Source organism: Cobetia sp. 10Alg 146, assembly GCF_029846385.1.
GTDB classification, from domain to species: domain Bacteria; phylum Pseudomonadota; class Gammaproteobacteria; order Pseudomonadales; family Halomonadaceae; genus Cobetia; species Cobetia marina.
The window spans coordinates 67,406-87,768 of record NZ_JARWKT010000004.1 but is presented as its reverse complement, the minus strand read 5'-3'; the positions used below and the strand labels follow the sequence as shown (position 1 = coordinate 87,768).

Annotated in this window: 13 protein-coding genes; 3 read left to right on the top strand and 10 right to left on the bottom strand. The window is 63.1% G+C overall.

Annotated features, from left to right (window positions below):
- Positions 1-222: 222 nt before the first annotated feature.
- Entirely contained in the window at positions 223-1,980 is a 1,758-nt protein-coding gene (locus QD172_RS08645; RefSeq protein ID WP_279855492.1) for a multidrug ABC transporter permease/ATP-binding protein, read from the top strand.
- Between the two features lie 359 nt (positions 1,981-2,339).
- Entirely contained in the window at positions 2,340-4,403 is a 2,064-nt protein-coding gene (locus tag QD172_RS08640) for a TonB-dependent siderophore receptor (protein ID WP_279855491.1), read from the top strand.
- Between the two features lie 134 nt (positions 4,404-4,537).
- On the opposite strand, the gene QD172_RS08635 is transcribed toward QD172_RS08640, so the two are convergent.
- From QD172_RS08635 to gloB, 10 genes are all read right to left on the bottom strand, one after another.
- A complete protein-coding gene (locus QD172_RS08635) occupies positions 4,538-5,704 on the bottom strand; it encodes a DUF1513 domain-containing protein (RefSeq protein ID WP_279855490.1) in 1,167 nt (388 codons plus the stop codon).
- Between the two features lie 37 nt (positions 5,705-5,741).
- Positions 5,742-6,899 carry an imelysin family protein gene (locus QD172_RS08630; protein ID WP_279855489.1) on the bottom strand — a complete coding sequence of 386 codons (1,158 nt, stop codon included), beginning with the start codon at positions 6,897-6,899 and terminating at the stop codon, positions 5,742-5,744.
- An 86-nt stretch (positions 6,900-6,985) separates the two neighbouring features.
- On the bottom strand, positions 6,986-8,458 hold the full coding sequence (locus QD172_RS08625) for a di-heme oxidoredictase family protein (protein ID WP_279855488.1): 1,473 nt from the start codon (positions 8,456-8,458) through the stop codon (positions 6,986-6,988).
- 206 nt (positions 8,459-8,664) lie between these two features.
- Positions 8,665-9,975, bottom strand: coding sequence for an imelysin family protein (locus QD172_RS08620; RefSeq protein WP_136937889.1), 1,311 nt, complete (start codon positions 9,973-9,975; stop codon positions 8,665-8,667).
- Positions 9,976-10,261: 286 nt separating this feature from the next.
- Positions 10,262-11,905, bottom strand: a complete 1,644-nt coding sequence (locus tag QD172_RS08615; RefSeq protein WP_279855694.1) for a dipeptide ABC transporter ATP-binding protein — start codon at positions 11,903-11,905, stop codon at positions 10,262-10,264.
- A gap of 8 nt (positions 11,906-11,913) precedes the next feature.
- On the bottom strand, positions 11,914-13,023 hold the full coding sequence (locus QD172_RS08610) for an ABC transporter permease (RefSeq protein ID WP_279855487.1): 1,110 nt from the start codon (positions 13,021-13,023) through the stop codon (positions 11,914-11,916).
- 1 nt (position 13,024) lies between these two features.
- Positions 13,025-14,113 carry a microcin C ABC transporter permease YejB gene (locus QD172_RS08605; protein WP_084208776.1) on the bottom strand — a complete coding sequence of 363 codons (1,089 nt, stop codon included), beginning with the start codon at positions 14,111-14,113 and terminating at the stop codon, positions 13,025-13,027.
- Between the two features lie 170 nt (positions 14,114-14,283).
- On the bottom strand, positions 14,284-16,050 hold the full coding sequence (locus QD172_RS08600) for an extracellular solute-binding protein (protein ID WP_347882030.1): 1,767 nt from the start codon (positions 16,048-16,050) through the stop codon (positions 14,284-14,286).
- Between the two features lie 517 nt (positions 16,051-16,567).
- A complete protein-coding gene (locus tag QD172_RS08595) occupies positions 16,568-17,986 on the bottom strand; it encodes a LysM peptidoglycan-binding domain-containing protein (protein WP_176493234.1) in 1,419 nt (472 codons plus the stop codon).
- Between the two features lie 177 nt (positions 17,987-18,163).
- Positions 18,164-18,952, bottom strand: a complete 789-nt coding sequence (gene gloB / locus QD172_RS08590; RefSeq protein WP_176493235.1) for a hydroxyacylglutathione hydrolase — start codon at positions 18,950-18,952, stop codon at positions 18,164-18,166.
- A 420-nt stretch (positions 18,953-19,372) separates the two neighbouring features.
- Between gloB and QD172_RS08585 the strand changes: the two genes are divergently transcribed.
- Entirely contained in the window at positions 19,373-20,218 is an 846-nt protein-coding gene (locus tag QD172_RS08585) for a methyltransferase domain-containing protein (RefSeq protein ID WP_077376780.1), read from the top strand.
- The last annotated feature ends 145 nt before the right edge of the window (positions 20,219-20,363 follow it).

Genomic DNA, 20,363 nt, shown 5'->3' with positions numbered 1-20,363 from the left:
CCATGAGCGGGGGCGGTCCTCGCGGGGGCAGTCCTCGCGGGGACAGGTGCAGAGAGCGGGATCGCACGACGGCACCTACCGCTGTCATTTCGTAGTGATAATATTTCTCATTATTTCTTGCATTAAAGTATGCGCGCCGTAAGATTCCTGTCGGCGCAGTCACATGAGCTGCGTCGCCGCCTTCTGGTGGCGGTCTGATTGCCATGGTGCCCGGGAGCAGGTGTGACGTTACTGAAAGTGGTTCTTGCCCATTATCGCTGGTCCTTTATTGGTGTGATCTTTCTGAGCCTTGTGAGTGCAGGGCTGGGAATCGGTGTCATTGCCTTTATCAACCAGCGACTCATCGCGCAATCTGCCACCGTCCCCCTGGACGAGGGGCTTGCGGCCCATGTCGGGGTGCTTCCGGAGTTTCTCGGACTGATTCTGCTGTTGCTGGCGATCACCTTGGGGGCACAACTGGCGTTGACGACGCTGGGGCATCATTTCGTGCACGGACTGCGCGGGCGTCTGGTCAAGCAGATCCTCGATACCGATATCGAGCGGCTCGAGCAGCTGGGCAGTGCCAATCTGCTGGCGAGTCTGTCCAGTGACATCCGCAACATCACTCTGGCGTTCGTGCGCCTGCCGGAACTGGTTCAGGGCATCGTGCTGACCCTCGGAGCCGTGTTCTATCTTGGCTGGCTATCCCCCGGCATGATGCTGGTCACCGCCATCTGGGTGACCTTGACCATCATGGGGGGCAGCTGGCTGGTCACGCGAGTCTATCGCCACCTGGCCGAGGTGCGTGAAGCGGAGAGTCGCCTGTACGCCGACTATGAGGCGGTCATCGATGGGCGCAAGGAGCTGGCGCTCAATCGACCCCGTGCGCGTGACTATTTCGACACCCGCTACAGCGTCAATGCCCAAGAGTATCGCCATCACGTCGTGCGCGCGGATACCTACCACCTGAGCGCCGTCAACTTCTCCAACATCATGATGCTGGGCGCCATCGGCATCGTCTTCTATCTGGCCAATGGTCTGGGCTGGGCCAGCGGTGAGGTCGCCGCGACCTTTTCCCTGACGCTGCTGTTTCTGCGCACGCCCTTGATCCAGGCCGTGGGGGCATTGCCGACTCTGCTGGGGGCGGATGTGGCCTTTGCCAAGCTGCGCAAGCTGGCATTGGCACCGGTCAACGCCGATTTCGCGTCTCCTCAAGATGCACCGCCGCAGGGACATGCGTCAGCCGCAGACACGTCGGCCGGGTCTGACTGGCAGACCCTGAGTCTGCAGGGTGTCTGCTTCCGCTACGCCGGCCGCGAGACCCTGGGACAGGACATTGCGCACAACGACGCGCAGGCCTTCTGCGTCGGCCCGCTGGATCTTACCCTCAGGCGCGGAGAGCTGGTCTTCCTGATCGGTGGCAATGGCAGCGGCAAGTCGACCCTGGCCAAGCTCTTGACCGGCCTCTATCGGCCGACATCAGGCTCACTTCTGCGGGACGGGCACCCGATAGGAGAAGACGAGCGGGAAGCCTGGCGTCAGCAGTTCTCGGCGGTCTTCACTGATTTCCATCAGTTCGATCGCCTGCTGGGTCCGACCGGTGAGCCGGCAGATCCGGCATTGATCGCACAGTGGATCGACTACCTGCAGATGCGCGAGAAGCTGGTGCTCGAGGAGAACCGTGTGATCAACACCGAGCTGTCTCAAGGGCAGCGCAAGCGACTGGCGCTGTTGATGGCCGTGGCAGAGCGTCGCGACATCGTGTTGCTGGATGAATGGGCGGCAGATCAGGACCCGCAGTTCCGCCGTATCTTCTATCGCGATCTGTTGCCGCGTCTGCGCGAGATGGGCAAGACGGTCTTCGCCATCAGTCACGATGATCATTATTTCGCGCAGGCAGACAGGTTGTTCGAGATGCGCACCGGCACGTTGCAGGAGTTGTCGGGCGCCCAGCGTGATCGCATCAGCCAGGATGCCGTCGCGCGTCTGGATGAGGCCTGAAACAACCCGTTCGGGCTGGCGGCGGGGGCGGCCGCGGGATGCCGCGGGCGCTCATTTCCTCCGACATCACCAGACAAGCAGTGGCAGGACGTGAGCCCCGGAGGCGGTCTCATGTGATGTATCAGGGATGATGCCCGGCTGCAGCGTAAATCGCCCCTCGGGGTGTTGCAGTCGGTCAGACGCGCCATTCTCGGGATTGCATGCTGGTGCATGCAGAACGGTGTGTCACCACGGTTTACATTAGATGAATACGAATCATCCTGATTCCATTCCGTATTCGCCATGAGCGTGCCAGTGAGAGACGCCACGAGACGGAAGGGGAGATTGACCACACAACGATCGTTGCAAGGGAACACGATATGTCCAGACATCCAACATCACGGCAGACACCTGTCCGGCCGGCACTCGCCCCTCTGTCGCATGCCATACGGCTCTGTATCGCGGCAGGGCTCCTGTCACAGTCGGCCAGCGCGCTGGCCGCCGAGACCGATGACACCATGGTCGTGGTCGGCACGGCACTGAAAGTCGATGCGCCACTGGTGGAGACGCCGCGTCCGGTCTCGACGGTCAATCGCGAAGAGCTCGACACGCGCAACGTCCAGCAGCTCGATGAAACCTTCCGTTACCGTGCCGGCGTCCTGTCTGGCCATTATGGGTCCGACAACAATACCGACTGGTTCAAGGTGCGTGGCTTTGATCAATCCACCTATCAGGATGGCTTGCGCATCTACCGTGAAGGCTTCTATCAGTGGTTGCCGGAGACCTGGGGCCTGGAGCGGGTCGATCTGTTCAAGGGACCTTCCTCCATTCTCTATGGTGAGGCGCCTCCCGGCGGGTTGATCAACGCCATCAGCAAGCGCCCCACCGATGAGCCGCAGAGCGAGATTCAGATTCAGGTCGGCAATCGCGGTCTGCGCCAGACGGGGCTTGATACCAGTGGGTATCTGAGCGAGTACGGGGATGTGCGCTATCGTCTGGTCGGGCTTTACCGCGAACGTGATGGGGATCTGGATCATACCGAGAACGAGCGCTACTACTTCGCGCCGAGTCTGACCTGGGACATCTCGGAGGCAACCCAGCTGACGCTGCTCGCCAGCCTCCAGAAGGATGATGGCGTCCCCACCAACGCCTTCAAGCTGGCCTATGGCACCCATGATGATACGCCGTTCGGCAAGGTGGACCCGCAGACCAACTACAGTGAGCCGGGGTATGACAAGGATGAGCGTACCCAGACCTCCCTGGGCTATGAGCTGCGCCACCAGCTGAACGACACCTGGGCGCTGGAGCAGGATTTCCGCTATAGCCAGCTGGATCTCGACCTGATCAGCAGCTACATCCTCTATCAGTCCTCGGCGCGCGAAGGACAGCGGGGGCTGCTGTACCGCGAGGGCACCATCGACAGCTATACCGTCGACAATCGGGCCATCGGCAAGTGGTATGGCGAGCGCACCGAGAACACCTTGCTGCTGGGCGTGGATTATCAGAATCTGAGCCTGTCGGGCAAGGAAGCGGATGACTATGCCTTCGGCGATCCGATCGATCTGTTTGACCCGCAATACGGCAATTACACCGCCTTGAGCGATGACCAGGTCACGCGGCGCGATATCGACAAGGAGCAGATCGGCCTCTACGTGCAGGATCAGCTGCGCATCGACGACATGTGGGTACTGCTGGCGGGGGTGCGCTACGACCAGGCCGAGACCGAGAACGTCAATCAGACGACGGGGTCACGTGAGCGCTCCGATGATGACGAGATCAGCTGGTCGGGCGGGGTGATGTACCTGAGTGATTTCGGTCTCAACCCCTATCTGAGCTATACCGAATCCTTCGAGCCGATCAGCGCGACCGATGATCGCGGTTCGCTCTATGAGCCTCGCGAAGGACGCCAGTGGGAGCTGGGCGCCAAGTACCAGCCCGCCGGCTGGGATGGCTACGTGACGGCGGCTGTCTTTGATCTCACCGAAGACAATACGCTGGTCACCACCGGCGGAATCCAGGTGCAGGAGGGCGAGCGTCAGTCGCGTGGCTTCGAGCTGGAAATGGTCGGTTATCTGACGGACCATCTCAAGCTGACCTCGGCGTATACCTATACCGATGCGCGTCTGGAAGACGATGTGCGTGCCCCGCTGATACCGCGCCACCAGGCCTCCAGCTGGCTGGATTACGCCTTCGAGCGTGGTGCCCTGGAGGGGCTGCGTCTTGGGGCGGGTGCCCGTTATGTCGGCGAATCGGTAGATGGCGATGCCACAGTGCCCGACTATCTGCTGTTCGATGCGATGGTCGGGCATGACTTCACCCGCGAGCTGAGCGCTCAGGTCAATGTCAGCAACCTCACTGACGAGGAATATGTCGCCAGCTGCAGCTACTGGTGCTACTACGGGGAATCCCGCAGCATCATCGGCAGTCTGAGCTATCGCTTCTGATTCCTTGCGCCTTTGCATCATGTCCTTTTGAACGACGACGCCCCGCAGGCATCCGCCTGCGGGGCGTCGTCGTTTCCTGCCGCGTGCCACACTCTCCCGCGACCTGGAGCAGTGGTCATCCCGTGATGCGCCGTCTACATCAACGCCAGATGGTTGTCCCAGTGGGTATTGGCCAGGCGCACCGGCCCCAGCGCCGGCAGCCCGTCCTCATCGATCAGCAGCCATTCTCCGCGACCATTGCTGACCACGAACCCCGCGGGAGTCTCCTGAGTGGCCGGTACTGCCAGCGCCCCCGCACAGTCGGCGAAGTCCAGTGTCGTCTCAAGCTCGCCGGTCTCGAGGTTCCACAGCGTGATCAGGTTGCCCCTGGGGGCAGTGGCCACCGCCAGGTGGCCCTCGGGGGCGATGGCGATGCTCGCGATGTACTGCTTGAACTGAGGGACGTATTCCAGCGGTAGCGGCAATTCCTGCAAGGTCTCGCTGGCGGGGCGTTTCATCACCACCAGGGGGTGATGGTCCGAGGCAGGTCCCTGATACTGATACCCCGCGACGATGGTGCCATCGCGGCTGACATCCAGATGACGCAATGACAGCTGATGATGCGATGGTTCGCCTTGCCAGTGAATCTCGCCCGAGACGCGATCCAGCAGCGTCAGATTGGACTGCATCGACTCCAGATTGAGCTTCACGCGACCGGTCTCCGGGCGCGTGAGAATTCCGCCATTGGCGATGATCAGCTGCCGACCGTCCGGATGAAGACGGACCTCATGCGGGCCGATCCCGCCACTGGCGAACTCGCCAAGTCGCGCGAAGTCGCGATGCATGTCGTAGATCCCGATACGGCCTTCCCCGGAGGTGATGGCGTTCTCGGTGGTGTAGAGCAGACCGCCATCCGGGCTGAACACGCCATGCCCATAGAAGTGGCGGTCCGGCGCGGCTTCGATGCGCGTGATCCGCTCACCGGTCTCGAGATCGAAGACATTGATTTCGGTGCCGGGGCGCCGGGCGAAGATCAGCGCCCAGGGCTTGTGAGGATGGCGGGTGGCGCCATGGGCGCGTTCCTTGATGGGCTGACGCCAGCGCTCCTGTCCCTGGTAACTGGTACAGCTGGCAAAGTGCTGCCCCGTGTCATCGTCACAGGCCGAGATGGCCACCCCGGCTGGCACATGGCCTCGAGCACTGGCGGCATTGTTGCCACCCGCCAGGACCCTGCCGCCGGAGAGCCCCATCAGAGGCGTGCACGCCAGCGCCTTGAGCAGACGGCGGCGCTGACGTGCCTCCGCTGGTTGGGTATCCAGCATGCTGTGTCCTGCTTTGTTCACGCGCTCCACTCCCGAATCAATCGCCATCGGTGCTGTTGAAGCCCAGAGACAGCCCGAGTGCCGGGTTGAGCGTGTCAGCGAAGCCGGCCTGCAGGGTCTCGAGGTGGATCATGGCCTGCTGCAGATCGCCATTGCGCGGGTCGTCGCGCAAGATGCCAGCGAGATCCGCCGGCAGGGCGGCGAAGGCGTCACGCGCATCGGCAAAGTCTCCGGTGGTGGAGGCCACCATGCGCGGGTCGACCTGCTGATTCAGGTAGCCCTGAATGCCTGCGACCTCGTCATTGCCGAGCCAGAGCGTCTCCATCATCGCAAGCGTCGCCCCGATGTTGGCAAGCCCCATGCCGCCACGCCAGGACTCTGCCGCGTAGGGGTTGGCCGTGCCGCCGTTGTCGAGCCCGATCGGGCGGCGCAGCTTGCGGTCCTTGATGGCCTCAAGCTGAACGGTCATCGCGCGTACCAGGGAAAGCACGGCGTCACGTGGATCGCTGAAGGCGCCAGTGCCATCGGCCAGTTGTGGTGCGAACTGCTGCCACTCTTCGAGCAGCGTCTTGCCGGTGCTGGCGGCGTAGGCGGTGTTGGCCGTCATCAGCTCACACCGCCGCGTGTTGGCGGTGAGGGGCGAGTCGGCATAGCGGGCATCGAACAGTTGAAATTCCACACTGCCCAGCCCCTGCATGACGATGGATTGCTCCGCCAAGCCATCGGCCGTGATCGGGGCATCGCCAGCGAGCAGGGCACGTGTCTTGCCTGACACCAGGTCCTTCTTGTCCGGCCAGAAATACAGCTGCCATTGGCGAGAATTCTGCAGGATGGGGCCCATCTCGACCCAGTTGACCTGATTCAGACCCAGCATGGCGCTGCGCCAATCCTCCTTGAGCGTCTCGAGCGTCACGTCACCCTCGGCGGAGCAGAACGCCTGGCTGTGCTGCGAGAGCTGCGTCAGGCGGTTGGCGAGCTGCTGGTGGGCTTCGCTCAAAGTGTCAGCGGCAAACTGGCTGACGGCGTCCGCGCTGGTGGTGTTGGCGCTAGAAGAGTCCGATGCCGCCAGTGTGCTCGTCGACAGCAGTGCGGTACCCAGCAGGGTCATGGCGGAGGTCATCAGCGCCAGGGGCGAGGGCTTGCGCGTGAAAGGTTTCATCGGGATGGCAGCAGTGGTGAAGGTGTCACGGGACATGTCGCGGGATTCCTTGTCAGAACGGCACGCCAGGCGAAAGTCGGGGGCGTGCCAGAGTCGGCTGGCGGGTAGGGGCTGAGTGGAGATCAGAGCGATTCCAGGAAGCGCAGCAGCGCCTGCCGCTGGTCAGTCGGCAACGCCACGACCTTGTCTCGACTGGCCCTGGCTTCCCCGCCATGCCAGAGCACGGCTTCAAGCAGGGTGCGGGCGCGTCCATCATGCAGGAAGCCCGTCGCGGGATTGACCGTCTGCGCCAGGCCGATCCCCCAGAGTGGCGGTGTGCGCCACTCATTGCCGGTAGCCTCGAATTCGCGGCGATCATCTGACAGGCCATCGCCCATGTCATGCAGCAGCATGTCGCTGTAGGGCCAGATCGTCTGGTCAGCCAGTTGGGCGGCCACACCACCGGACGCGGTCGTCAGGCGTGGTCGGTGGCAGCTGGCGCATTCAAGCTCCCGGAACAGTTGCTCGCCTTCGCGCACCGTCGGGTCATCGAGGTCACGTCGTGTCGGCACGGCGAGATTGCGCGAATAGAACGCCACATTGTCCATGACGTTGTCTTCCACCTCGATGGTGCCCCCGTTGGGCAGGTCTGCGCATTTCTGGACCGGCGTGCAATCGGTGGAGCTGACCAGATTCGATGTCAGGCCCATGTCGCCGGCGAACGCCTTGGCGCTTTGCTGGCGAACGTCGGGTTGGCCGGCCTTCCAGCCAAAACGCCCCATGACCTCGTGCTGCTCGGTCAGTGACCAGACGGTATTGGCGCGACCGCTGATGCCATCGCCATCCGCATCCTGCGGGTCGGCCCACTCGAGCAAGGTCTCCTCGCTGACCGCCTCGAGCAGCCCGAGGCCTACCATGCCCGGGGCAAGGCGCGGTGAGAGTGCAATGGGGCCAGGGTCGCCGAAGCCAGCCTCGACCAGGGAATAGCGCGGTTTGCGCAGCAGAACGACCTCTCCATCCGCCAACGGGACGGGCATCTCTTCATGGACGACCTGCATGCGGCCTTCGCGCTCGATACCGGGCACCGCGGCATTCTGCAGCTGAGTGCCATAGACGGGGTGCGGCATCACTCCAGCGATGCGGCGGAATTCACGCTCCTCATCGCTCCAGCTGTCCTCGTGGCTGTCCGGCATGCCCAGGCGCAGGAAGAGGCCCACCGAGGGGTCGCCCTCGGCCGGCAGACTGCCGCGTCCATCCTTGACGTGGCAGTTCTGGCAGGCATTGGTGTTGAACAGCGGACCGAGGCCATCGCGAGCGGTGGTGCTGGCGGGCGCGATCACCCATGGGCTCTTGAAGAAGCTGTTGCCGACGCTGAAGGACAGACGTTGATCGAAGCTCAGGTTCTTGGCCGGCAGGGAATAGGCATTGGTATCGTGCTTGCGCACGCTGCCCTCGCCACCACTCTTCGCGGTGTCCTGCAGTGGCAATGCGGCCAGATAGGCGCTGACGGTCAGCGGTGTCTGGGTGGCCTGTGCTACGCCCTGGGGCAGGGCGGTCAGTGCGATGGCAAGCGACAACGCGTGAAGGATCGGGTGTTTCGGGATGACGTGTGGCATCGATGTAGGTCCTGGCTTGCGCGGTCAGGCTGCGAGTCCATCAGTGGCCTTCGGGCAAGGCACTCTGAAGAATTAGCAGGCGCGCATAAAATGCTGGCACGAAAGCATCAACGCCCGAACCTGTACGAGACAGGTTCGGGCGAGGGGGCTGCGCGGCCATGGGCGGTTTCATCACCGCCCATGGCCTGGCAATCTCGGGTGAGTGCCTAGAATTCGTGATCTGCGGTATCGGCCTTCAGTCCGCTGATGCCGACGTCGTTGGCAATCTCTTCGATCAGGCGCGTCTGCGCGACCAGGTCTTCGATGCTGGCATTGATGATCTCGGCACCCTCGGCATTGCCCGGGGCGATCATCTGATCAAACTTCATGCCGTCTTCGGCGTCTGCCGTATCCACCATCACCTGCAGCTGGCCCATGGTGGTGTCCAGCGCCTCGTGCATCTTCTCGGCCAGCTCCGGGTCATTCTGGGCGACGAGTGCGTGCAATGACGGGCCTTCGAAGGTACGGCCATCCAGCGTCACGTACGTGCCTTCATAGACGTTCTGGATGCCCTTGGCATTGTAGAAGTGCGAGTAGTGGGTGTTGTCGGAGAAGCAGTCGTGCTCGTCCTCGAAGGAATTGGCTTCCAGCGCGACCTTCATGCGCTCACCGGCCAGCTCGCCCAGTGACAGGGAGCCCATGCCGAACAGCATCTTCTCGAGGCCTTCACCGGCCGGCAGGGAGGTCAGCTCGGCGCGATAGTTGTCCTTGTCGCCCTGTGCCCACTGGCCGACCATGTATTCCAGGTCATTGATCAGCAGGTCATTGGCCGCCAGCAGGTAGGCGCCACGGCGGTCACAGTTGCCGCCGGTGCAGTCCTCTCCCTTGGCATAGTCCGACGCCGGACGCTCGCCTGCGCCAGACTCGAAGCCATGCATGTCCTGGCCCCAGAGCAGGAATTCGATGGCGTGGTAGCCGCTGGCCACGTTGGCCTCGAATCCGCCCAGCTCGTTCAGGGAGGCCAGCAGCTCCGGGGTGATCTCGGTAGTGTCGATCTTGTCGGCACCGATCTGCACGCTGTCATTGGCGATGATGTTGGCGCTGGCGCCCGGGTTGCCCAGTTCCGCCTGATAGCCGTCGCCTTCGACGTAGTCGATCAGGCCTTCATCCAGCGGCCAGGCATTCAGCTGACCTTCCCAGTCATCGACGATGGCATTGCCGAAGCGGAAGACTTCACTCTGCTGGTACGCCACGCGCGCCTGTTTCCAGGCAGTGCGAGCCGCGGCAAGCGTCGCCTCGGACGGAGCTTCGATCAGCGCGGCGTTGGCGGCGCGCAGGGCATTGGCGCTGGCCAGGGCATCGCTGTAGGTGGCATGGGCCACGTTGGCGTACTGGTCAACGACGGCTTCAGCGCTCACCTTGCGATCATCGTGTGCATGGCCTTCATGCGCCTGGGCGGCAGAGCCGATCAGTGCCACGGAGAGCGCGATGGCGGCAGCCAGCGGCTTGCGAGCGATAGGGCGGAAATGTGCGGACATGAGGTTCCCTTGAACAGTCTTTTATTATGCAGATCGCGTGACGCGATGTCGTGAAGGCTCGACGCGACGGTGACAGGTGTCATGTCGTGCTCGGTGTCGCGTGGCCCACCTCTGACGGAATCATATTGAGAACCTTTATTATTTGCAATCGTCCAGAGTCAGTCAGGCAACTCAGCAGTGCGTTCCGTGCAATGCAGGATGCCTGTCTTCTCGAGACTCGCCACATGAGGGACGAGGCCTCCGCTGCCTTGGTGGCGGGCGCGCCCTTGAGTGGCAAGCGGGACTGTCACGTCAGTCCTGCCGCCTGGATCAGGGCCTGCGTGTAGTCCTCCCTCGGATTGCCCAGCACTTCGGTAGTCGTCCCGCTCTCCACCAGCTTGCCTTCGCGCAACACCATCACGCGGTGGGCCAGGGCCCTCACCACGGCCAGATCATGACTGATGAACAGGTAGCTGAGGCCATGACGCGCCTGCAGGTCGCGCAGCAGGGCGATGAGTTGCTTCTGGACGCTGCGATCCAGCGCCGAGGTGGGTTCATCCAGCACCAGCAGGTGAGGTTCGAGAATCAGGGCGCGGGCCAGCGAGATGCGTTGGCGTTGCCCGCCGGAGAACTCGTGAGGATAGCGATCGGCGCACTCGGCAGGCAGCTCGACCTCGCGCATGACCTGCGTCACGCGCTGGCGTACCTCGTCCTCTGAGAGCTCAGGCTGATGAAAGCGCAGGCCTTCACTGATGATGTCCGTGACGGGCATGCGCGGCGAGAGCGAGCCATAGGGGTCCTGGAAGACGATCTGCATCTGGCGTCGCTTGTGACGCAGGGCGTTGCGATCCAGCGTATCGATACGGGCATTCTCCAGACGAATCTCACCGCGTGCGGCCTGCAGCTTCAAGAGCGCCAGGGCGAGGGTGGTCTTGCCGGAGCCCGACTCGCCCACGATCCCGAGGGTCTCCCCGCGCGCGAGGGTCAGATCCAGCGGCTGAAGCGCGATGAAATCCGCTGGACGTTTCTGGAACAGCTTGCGAGGACGCGAGAAGCGCACCTCCAGATCACGTGCTTCCAGAACGGGCGTGCCCGCATCCTCAGGGTCGAGTGGCGCGGCCACCCCTTCAGGCTCGGCGGCCAGCAGTTCGCGGGTATACGGGTGGCTGGGAGAATCGAAGACCTCTGACACCGGCCCTTGCTCGATGCATTCGCCTTCCCGCATCACGATGACCCGGTCTGCATGGCGGCGGACCAGATTGAGGTCATGGCTGATCAGGATCATGGCCATGCCCTGGTCTCGCCGCAGTCTGTCGAGCAGAGCGAGGATGTCCTGCTGCACCGTGACGTCCAGCGCCGTGGTGGGCTCGTCGGCGATCATCAAAGGCGGCTGATTGGCCATCGCCATGGCGATCATCACGCGTTGGCGCTGACCGCCAGAGAGCTGATGCGGCCAGGCCTCAAGGAGTTCTTCCGGGCGAGGCAGCTGAACCTGCTTGAGCAGCTCGATCACTCGCTGGCGTGCCGCATGGCCACGCAGGCCCTGATGCAGCCGCAGGCTCTCGCTGATCTGGTCGCCGACTCGGGCCAGGGGGTTGAGGGATGTCATCGGTTCCTGGAACACGAAGCCGATCCGGTTGCCGCGCACGCGTTGCCATTGGCGGCTCGTCAGGGCTGACAGATCCAGCCTCTCTCCCTCGAGCGTGGTGAACTCCCGCGTGCCGGTGACATGGGCATGCCCCGGCAGCAGGCCGAGACTTGCCAGCAGGCTTACTGACTTGCCCGAGCCGGATTCGCCGACGATGGCCAGACATTCGCCGCGCTTCACCTCCAGCGACAGATGTCTGACGACAGGTGTCTTGCCAAAGCGGATGCAGAGATCGTCCAGCCGCAGCACGCAGTGATCCCGGGAGCGCGGCTCGGCGTTGGCTGCTGTCGTGGCTTCATGCATTGACTGACTCATGCGTCCTGCTCCCGGGCACTGATATGACGTGGGTCGAAGGCATCGCGCAGCCCTTCACCGATGAAGACCAGCAGGGTCAGCATGATGCCGAGACTGAGAAATGCCGTCATGCCAAGCCAGGGGGCCTGGAGATTGTTCTTGCCCTGCGCGACCAGTTCGCCCAGCGACGGGGAGCCTGCCGGCAACCCGAAGCCCAGGAAGTCCAGCGCGGTCAGGGTCGTGATGGCGCCCGTGAACAGGAAGGGGATGAAGGTCAGGGTGGCGACCATCGCATTGGGCAGTACATGACGCCACATGATGAGACGTGAGGGCAGGCCCATGGCGCGGGCCGCGCGCACATACTCCAGATTTCGCGCACGCAGGAATTCGGCGCGCACGATATCGACGATCCCCAGCCACGAGAACAGCAGCATGATGCCGGTCAGCCACCAGAGATTGGGTTCCACGATGCTGGCCAGGATGATCAACAGGAACAGCACCGGCAGTCCAGACCAGATCTCGATCAAGCGCTGCCCGATCAGATCGACCTTGCCGCCGAAATAGCCCTGAACGCCACCGATCAGCACGCCCAGCACGATGGAACCGGCGGTCAGCACCAGAGCGAAGAGGACCGACAGGCGGAAGCCGTAGATCACCCGCGCCAGCACGTCCCGTCCCTGATCATCCGTGCCAAGCCAATGACGGGTATTGGGAGCCGAAGGCGCGGGAGACCCCAGGTTGAGATCCAGGGTGTCATAGGAATACGGGATCAGAGTGTTGAGCATGAAGCCCTGCGCCGCGATGGCGTCGATCACATAGGGATCGCGATAATCCGTGGCGGTCGGCAGGAAGCCGCCGAAGGTCGTTTCCGGATACTCCTTGAGCATCGGCAGGTAGAGCTCGTCCTGATAGGAGACCAGCAGTGGGCGGTCATTGGCGATCAGTTCCGCCCCGAGCGACAGAATGAACAGCACGCCGAAGATCAGCAGTGACCACCAGGCGCGCCGGTTGTCACGAAACGCCGTGATACGCCGCCGCGTGATGGGCGACAGGCGCGAGCGGTGCAGGCGTTCCGGCACGTCCTGGACGACGTTGGTCTCCCCTTGAAGGGGTGTGTCGTGACGCATCTCAAGCCTCCCGGGTCGCGAAGTCGATGCGCGGGTCGATCCACACATACATCAGGTCTGATACCAGTTTCAGGATCAGGCCAATCAGGGTGTACAGGTACAGGGTGCCGAAGATCAGCGGATAGTCGCGCTGCAGTACCGCCTCGAAGCCCAGCAGGCCCAGGCCATCGAGAGAGAAGATGACCTCGATCAGCAGCGAGCCGGTGAAGAAGATGCCGACCAGCGCCGCCGGCAGCCCCGCGATGATGATCAGCATGGCGTTGCGGAAGACATGTCCGTAGAGAATGCGGTTCTCGCTGGCCCCCTTGGCGCGTGCCGTCAGCACGTACTGCTTGTGGATCTCATCCAGGAAGCTGTTCTTGGTCAGCATCGTCAGGGTGGCGAAGCTGCCGATGGCGGAGGCCAGCACGGGAAGGGCGATGTGATGGAAATAATCGAGGACCTTGCCAAGCGTCGAGAGCTCCTCGAAATCCGGGGAGGTCAGCCCCCTGAGCGGGAACCAGTCGAGATAGCTGCCGCCGGCGAACACCACGATCAACAGGATCGCGAACAGGAAGCCCGGAATCGCGTAGCCGACGATGACGACACCCGAGGTCCAGACATCGAAGCGTGAGCCATGCACCAGTGCCTTGCGAATGCCCAGTGGAATCGACACCAGATAGACCAGCAGCGTCGTCCACAGGCCCAGGGAAATCGAGACGGGGAGTCGCTCCAGCATCAGGTCGATCACCGGGCGGTCGCGGAAGAAGCTATCGCCGAAATCGAACTGCGCGTAGTCGACCACCATGTCGCGGAAGCGCTCCCAGGCGGGCTTGTCGAAGCCGAATTGCTGCTCCAGCTCGGCGATTAGGGCCGGGTCGACTCCCGAGGCTCCGCGATAGGTGGAACTGGTGCCGGAGCCGCTGGTGACGCCATCGCCACCCCCACTGTTCAGCCGTGTGCTGGCCCCGGCGCTGAGGCCGTCAAGACGCGACATCAGCTGCTCGATGGGCCCGCCAGGAGCCGCCTGGACGATCAGGAAATTCAGCAACAGGATTCCAAGCAGTGTCGGAATCATCAACAGGACTCGGCGCAGAATATAGGCACCCAAGAGCAATCTCCCTGCGTATCATGCGGCCGCCCTGTGCGGGGCGGTCCGGATGGCATCGTGTTCATTCATGGTTGAGCAATCGCCGGGGCGAGCCTTGCAGACGCCCCATGTCGGTCGTGCTGGCCAATGCCGAGGGATGCGCGGCAGTTGGCCATCTTCACGCGAGTGTTTCAGTCGTCTGACTCGTCATCAGCCTCAGCCCCAGGGACGATCCACCAGCTGTCCAGGCTCAGCAGATACTCCGGGAACGGCTGCGGATAGCCGAACTTGTCCCACAGCGCGATGCGAGTCGCCGCGAGATGCCACTGCGGCACGACATGGAAGCCCCAGCGCAGCACGCGATCCAGTGCTCGTGTGGCGCTCAGCAGATCTTCGCGGGTCTGGGCCTGGATCAGGGCATCGGTGAGTGCATCGATGACCGGACTCTTCAGGCCGATCAGGTTGCGCGAGCCGGCGACATCGGCGTAGTCACTCGTCCAGTACTCGCGCTGTTCGCTGCCGGGACTGTTGGACTGGGGGTAACTGCCGACCACGACATCGAAATCGAAGCTTCGCCGACGATTGATGTACTGGTTGACGTCGACGGTGCGGATACGCGCCTGGATGCCGATGCGTGCCAGATTGCGAATCCACGGCTGGATGACCCGTTCGAACTGGGTGTCGTAGTTGAGGACTTCCAGTGTCAGCGGCTTGCCCGTCTCGTGATTGACCAGCTGGCCATCCGCGACGCGATAGCCAGCGTCCCGAAGCAGGTTGAGTGCCTTGCGCAGCCGCGGGCGCAGTTCCGTGGGCTCATCGATGGGCAGCGGGTCGCGGAAGACGGCGGCGGGCAACTGGTCCTTGAACGGCTCAAGCAGGGCCAGTTCCCGTCCTTCAGGCAGGCCATTCGCGGCCATGTCCGAATTCTCGAAATAGCTGTGGGTCTGCTGGTAGGCGCCGTAGAAGAGATTGCGGTTGACCCAGTCGAAATCGAAGACCAGTGCCAGGGCTTCGCGTACCCGCGGGTCCTGGAAGCGCGCGCGGCGTTCATTGAGCACGAAGCCCTGCATGCCGGCAGGATTGCTGTCCGGGACCTCCAGCTTCTTCAGACGCCCGTCTCTGAGCGCAGGCGTGTCATAGACCGTCGCCCAGTTCTTGGCGCTGCTCTCTACATGCAGGTCAATGCTGCCGGCCTTGAAGGCCTCCAGCGACACGCTCTGGTCGCGGTAATAGTCATAGACCAGTGTCTGGATGTTATGGCGCCCCTTGTTGACGGGCAGGTCCTTGCCCCAGTAATCCGCGACACGCTCATAGCGTACCTGGCGTCCGGCATCCAGCGAGGCCATGCGGTACGGCCCTGAGCCAAGCGGCAGTTCCAGCGTGGCGCGGGTGAAATCACGTGTCTTCCAGTAATGCTCGGGCAGTACCGGCAGCTGACCGATGATCAAGGGCAGCTCGCGGGCGGCGTCGGGGGCCATGTCAAAGCGAACGGTATCGGTGTCGATCAGGCTGACGCGAGTGACATCGTGGTAGTAGCTCTTGAAGAAGGGCAGGCCATCCTTCATCAGCAGACGATAGGTGAAGACGACATCCTCGGCGGTGACGGGTTCCCCATCATGAAAGCGTGCGCGGGGATCGATATCGAACTCGATGGCACTGCGGTCTTCTGCCAGTCGGATCCCGCTGGCCAGCAGGCCATATTCAGTGAAGGGTTCATCGGCAGACTGGGTGAGCAGGGTGTCATAGATCAACCCGCCGAAATAATTGAGCCCTGCCACCGAGTTGCCCTTGAGGATGAAGGGGTTGGTGGAGTCGAAGCTGCCGATGGCGGCGCGAGTCATGCGTCCGCCGATGGGGGCGTCAGGATTCACGTAGGGGAAGTGCGTGAAGCCTGCCGGATGTGCCGGTTCGCCATAGATGGCCAGTCCGTGCACGGTCGGCACGTCCAGGGGGGCCACGGGAGTCTTCTGATCAGTGGTCCGCGATGAGGATGCATGCGCCGGTGCAATGGCGGAGAGAATCAGAGCCCCGAGGCACAGTGCACGAAGTAGGCGTGCATGCCGAGGGATAAGAGAAGCAGCCTGCATCAAAGGACATCCTTGAATGGGGGATCATGGCGCGAAGGGCCAGGTGACAATGTCGGGCGGCACTGGTGGACACAAGGCAGGCAAGTCAACTCACTGCCAGGGGGTCCGCAAGCATCGACCTCGCCAAGAGTATCGAAGTTCCCCGTTATCGACCATTGTTCGGCCACGACGAGGGCGACTGACTGGTGTCAGTGCCGGCGTTTCAGTGTCTGTTGTTGCCTCGCGGTGTCGGTCACCGGGTGTCGGCCACCGAGTGTCGGTCACCGAGTGTCGGCCACCGAGTGCTGGAGGAGTCCAGGCTGACAGGTGCCTGATATCAAGACGCCCCCGCCATGGAGCATGGCGGGGGCGTCTTGATGTTGCGTACGCGCTGCGTAGGCGATGGCGCTCAGTTGGCGCTGTAGAGCGTCAGCATCTGGCCCGGACGCAGATAATCGGCGGAAGAGAGCTTGTTCCAACGCGCGATCTGGCGGGTGGTGACATTGTGACGCGCCGCAATCACCGACAGCGAATCGCCACGCTTGACGCGCACCTTCTTGAGGCCGTTGGCTTCTGCGAGTTGCGCCGCTGCCACGCCGCGAGTGGCGTCAGGCACCAATAGAGGCTGACCGACCCGGATGGTGTTGCCGCTCAGGCGATTCTTCTGCTTGAGCTCCGCCAGTGTCAGTCCACTGCGCCGGGCGATGACCGACAGGCTGTCGCCACGCTGGACACGGTACTCCGCCCAGCTTTCGCGGGTCTCTTGCGGCAGGGTCTCAAGCTTGCTGAGGAAGGTGTCACGTGCCGTGGCCGGAATCACCAGCGAGCTGTCTCCCGGACTTGTCGCCCACCGCTTGTACGCGGGATTCAGGGTGCGCAGCTCGCTTTCGCTGATGCCAGCCAGTCTGGCGGCAACGGAAAGGTCAAGCTGGCCCCGGGTATCGACAGCGGCGATTTCCGGGGTGTCCGGAATCGCCGGCAGATTCAGACCGTACTCTTCGGGTTCACGGATCACCGCAGCCAGCGCCAGCAGCTTGGGCACGTACTCCATGGTCTCGCTGGGCAGCTTGATGTTCCAGTAATCCTCATCCCCTGAGCCGGCACGTCGGCGCGCGCGGTTCACGGTGCCGGCGCCGGCGTTGTAGGCGGCCAGCGCAAGTTCCCAGTCTCCGTCGTACCAGCGCTCGCCCTGGGACTGCAGATAATCCAGTGCGGCATCGGTGGCCATCAGGACGTCCTTGCGGCCGTCGTACCAGCGGTTGCGGGTCAGGCCCATGGCATCGCCGGTCTGGGGCATGAACTGCCACATGCCGGTGGCGCCGCCGGGGTGGGCGGCATCCGGATCATAGGCACTCTCGATGAAAGGCAGCAGGGCAAGTTCGGCCGGAAGGCCGCGCGCCTCGGTGCGACGCGTCACATAACGCAGCCAGGGGCGAGCCTGTTCGGCGATACGCTCCACGTGCTCCGGGTGCTCTTCATACCAGTCGATCCATTTGCGTACTCGAGGGCGTCCGGTGTCCTGCTGCAGCTGATAGCCGGCACGCAGGCGCTCCCACACATCATCGTAGCGCGCAGGCACCGCATCGATGGCTTGCATGAAATTCAGAGGAGCGCTCTGATGCACGCTGGTGGGTGTCAGGTCGTCGAGCGCCCGGGAGCTTGCATTGGCAGGAGTCGCCATCAGCGGCAGGCACAGGCCGGCTCCGAGGGAGGCGAGGCGAATCAGGTAACGCAGACGTTCAGCAGTCAGTGGCAGGCGGGCCGGCGTGTCGGCGGCAGATGTCTTGATGACAGAGGTGTCGTCGGTACGGAGGTCTTGCTGATGCATTGACGGAGTACTCTTTGGCGAGCCAGCGTCGGATGGGCACGACACGGGCTCAGCATGCCGGACATTCCGGCGCAAACTGTGACTGCGGGGGCTGATCGGGATCACGAGAACCCGACCCGCTGTCACGCGAGACGCCTGCCCATCTTCAGGTCGTGGGCAGGCGCGCGGTCAGCGGGTCTAGAAGCTGTCCTTCCACTGGCGCAGTGCCGTGAAGGCTGCCAGTGACGTGAGGGGCTGGTCCTCTGAGGCAGTGAGGCGCCCTTGCTGGAGCAAGCGTTGTTGCAAGGTGGGGTCATCGCTGCGCAGGAAGGGGTTGATCTGTCTTTCACGCGCGATGCGACTCGGGAGGGTCGGGCGGCCGGTCTCGCGGGCGCGCTCACACTCGGCGATCACCTGATCGCGTTGCGTGTTGTCAGGCTCCGCCGCGCGGGAAAATGCCAGGTTGGCCAGGGTGTACTCGTGAGCCGGGAAGACGAGGGTGTCTTCCGGGAGTGATGCCAGGCGCGTGAGTGACTGGTGCATCTGCTCTGGTGTGCCTTCGAACAGACGGCCACAGCCCGCACTGAAGAGGGTGTCCCCGCAGAACAGCAGCCCCGGCATGCCGGCACTCACGAACGCGATGTGGTCCAGTGTGTGGCCGGGCACTTCCAGGACATCGAACAAGCGTCCCTGCACGCGCACGCTGTCACCATCGGCGACACGCACATCGATTCCCTCGATGGCCGGGTTGTGCGGGCCGACCACGCGAGGGCGGTAGCGCTTGATCAGCTCGGGGAGGCCGCCGGTGTGATCCTGATGGTGGTGAGTGATCAGAATCGTGTCCAGAGTCAGGCCGCGGGTTTCCAGAACCTCGATCACCGGCGTGGCATCACCCGGATCGACGACGGCAACCGTGTCGCTGTCGTCGCTCTGGATCAGCCAGATATAGTTGTCCTGAAAGGCCGCTATGGGCGTAACGCTCATCATGGTGGTCAGGTACTCTTGTCGTGTCGGTATCCCATTGCGTGACGGGGGAGGCTGCCGGTGACGTGACCGAATGAAAGAACTTGGCAGTTCCGTCCCGCTGGCGATTGGCGCAAGCCTTCGCCAGGCATATGGTGGATACGATGTCTTCAAGTGATGTCGAGGCCATTGCTCACGGAGGTTTTGGCGTGGCATCGACGATGCGATTTCTCATCGGACAGCCCGGGGCGTTCATCGCCGCTCTTTTCCGGGGTGTCTGGCGTTGGCAGCGCGCAAGCGGCTGGCGTATCGCCATGCAAAGGCGTAAAGCCTGCCGAGCAAGCGGGTAAGTGTCAAACCTCTTGTGGTGTGAGAATGTAGAAGTGTGTGACATCTTGCTTGCGCGTGGGGCGCTCCCCCATGAAAGAGACGGGAGATGCAGGGATGTGGAAAAGTCGCTCACGCGGGGCGGATTCCGCTGCGCAACTCACCCCGGAAGCGCGTCGCCGACAGCACGCGCGGCTGCTGGGCGCCCACGTGCGAGCGATGCGCGCCTTTCTTGAAGGGGCGGACGGCAAGGACATTCTCATCGCCGAGCGCGAGATGTTGACGCCACTGTTCGAGCGTTGCTTCGGCTTCCACAGTCTGTGTCTGGGGCCGGGAGACAATGACCTGCTCTCCTTGTCTCCCATCCGGCATGCCATCCATTGGGCGCCGGAGCCCGCCCTGGCCCAGTCGCCATCGACCCTCATCTGCCCGCTCACTCAGCTGGCCCTGCCAGATGAAAGCATGGACATGGTGATGATCCATCATCTGCTGGAGGTCGCACCGGAGCCTCATCGCCTCTTGCGCGAAGCGGCGCGTGTCCTGCGCTCCAGCGGTTGTCTGATCATCGTCGCCTGGCAGCCGATGTCCGGGGAAGGGCTGCTGCGCCTCGACCCCCGGCGGCGGCACATCACTCCCTGGGAAGGCAGCTGGCGCACCCCGGCGGCGCTCAGGGACTGGTTGGCCTTCGTGGACTTCGAGATCGAGCGTATCGACTACGCGGGGTTTCACCTGCCTGGCTTGCGCCTGCGCCATGGTTGGCTCGAGCGGATGGGACGCCGTTACAACCTGCCTCTGGGCAGCCTGATGCTGATACGGGCCCGTCGCAATGTCGGGTACGTGCAGCCTCTGAATGCCAAGCGCTCACGCGTGGCGATTCCCGGTGTCGCCATCGGGCAGGTGACCCGCCTGCATTCACGCGACAATCATGACTCCCGTTCGTCGGATGACTCGGGCAAGGTGTGAGCCGTGCAGGGCATGCCGACACGCCGTCCGTGTCGCCAGGTGGGCTGACATGGACTGTAAGGACACACAGGTCGCTTTGCCGCTATCCGGCATGAGCGGTTAGAATGTCGCCCTGGCAGCAAGCCCGCGTCGAAGTGACGTCGCG